Below are 733 nucleotides of genomic sequence, written 5' to 3'. Positions count from 1 at the left end.
CCCGACCATCGCCGACGCCGTCCTGGATCGGCTCGTCCACAATGCTCACCGCCTCACACTCAAGGGAGACAGCATGCGAAAGATCACTGCGCAGCGCGCCAATCTTGACGCAGCCAAGAAAACCTGACCCAACTCCTCATGCCGGCAACGACACTCCGGCCGCCTTCGTCGGAACAGGTGGCCGCCTTCGATCGGAATGCATGGTCGCGTTCAATCGGAATCCCTGGCCGCAATCCCCGGAATCCGCAGCCAATGCGGGAAGCGGGGCTGGACTGAGTAGGATAGGCCCAAAATGCCAACAATCGAAGAATGCAAGACGTACGCGACAGAATACAAAACACTCGGAAATGATCGGGAAATTTCGGCCCGCCGAAGCACAGTGCTACTGGGTATTTCACGCAGTTGGACAGCGCTAGCGCACCAAATTGAGCACCTGACGGAAATCGACAAAGACGAAAAGAGTAAGGCCGCCTGAGTTGGCGGCCTCTTTACTGATCCCTCTTATTCCGGGAGTAATGTCTGTTCAGCGCCCGCATGATCCCTATACGGACGAACATCGTCGGGCCGCCGCGCTCGACGACGAGGAGCAAGCCTTCAATCGCCGCGCGCCACTCGGGGCGTGTTTAGGTCCGCTTCATGCTGTCCGCGATTGCACGTTCAACTTCTGACGCGAGAACCGTCAGGTGATCGGCCAGCCTCGTAAAWAGCTCTCGTTTCTTCGGGTCGGTCGCCA

Annotated in this window: 1 protein-coding gene; it reads left to right on the top strand. The window is 58.3% G+C overall.

Annotated features, from left to right (window positions below):
* On the top strand, positions 1-127 hold a 127-nt coding region (locus tag AC1D00_RS43880; protein WP_477015038.1), incomplete at its 5' end, for an ATP-binding protein.
* Positions 128-733: the final 606 nt, after the last annotated feature.

It is taken from the genome of Bradyrhizobium sp. P2_E8 (genome assembly GCF_056403875.1).
This window is presented reverse-complemented; position numbering and strand designations above follow the sequence as displayed.